The sequence below is a fragment of the Ferdinandcohnia sp. SAFN-114 genome, assembly GCF_059415045.1.
This window is the reverse complement of record NZ_JBPFDQ010000212.1, coordinates 1-872: the sequence shown is the minus strand read 5'-3', so window position 1 is coordinate 872 and position 872 is coordinate 1. Positions and strand designations below refer to the sequence as shown.

Below are 872 nucleotides of genomic sequence, written 5' to 3'. Positions count from 1 at the left end.
TGCCATACAGACACACCTCGTTATAGTTGATATATTTATTATAACAATCTGTGTCTACTTTTTAGTCTAGCATCAGATATATGTTTTATACGTTTCTAGTTTTTTTCGCTCAACTGGATGCTGGTAAATCCCTTTTTCTTTTAATTGTTTCACGTACCAACCTTTTGATCCTGGATAAGCCATATCAAATCCCCCTCTTTTTTTACGCTTGTCCTATATGTATGCATGGAAAAGAAAAAGAATGAGTATCAAAAAAAATTTTTATAGGGTTTGTAACCTTTTACAAAACAGTTCGTCTAATTCAATGAAGTTTTCATTTCTCTCTTGCCTCTAATTACTCTCTCATAATTAGAGGCATTTTTTACTTCATTTCCCCTATCATTTATATATACAAAGAACCTCTAGGGTGTCCTAGAGGTTTTTTGGGTTGTATGAAAGATTCCATTATGCAAATAGTATATAAAAGAGGTGATTGTGTGAAGAAGGAGACCCTTAGTTGGATATTAACTGGTCTAGTGATTGCTTTTTTTCTTTGCTCATTCTTTTATTTTAGTTCGGATATTTTCGCAAAATTCATTAGTGGATTTTGGGATTAAAAAAAGCTCCCCTTTGAGTAAAATGGGAGCTTTTGTTTTGTTCTTTAATTTTTTATGTAGGGAACCTGGAAGTTCCCCGGCGAAAACTGGAGCTTTGTGTTGATTCTGACTCTGTGAACCTAGAATTTCTACTTGGTGTCTGAAGGCCCTGGTGATTCGGACTCTGTGAACTATAAAATACTTCCTTGTGTCGGAATGACTATAAATGTCAATGATAAAATGTACATTTTCGCTCGTTTAAGGATGTACAATTTTGCTTCCCAACTATTTTTATGA

At 33.8% G+C, this 872-nt stretch carries 1 protein-coding gene; it reads right to left on the bottom strand.

Features of this window, described 5'->3' with window-relative positions; genetic code table 11:
• Positions 1-72 precede the first annotated feature (72 nt).
• Positions 73-183, bottom strand: a complete 111-nt coding sequence (locus tag ACR65M_RS26970; protein ID WP_440274955.1) for a DUF2639 domain-containing protein — start codon at positions 181-183, stop codon at positions 73-75.
• Positions 184-872 lie beyond the last annotated feature (689 nt).

Bases quoted from the DNA above. Each gene is read 5' to 3' on its own strand.
- ACR65M_RS26970 (WP_440274955.1), bottom strand. From the start codon at position 183: ATGGCTTATCCAGGATCAAAAGGTTGGTACGTGAAACAATTAAAAGAA.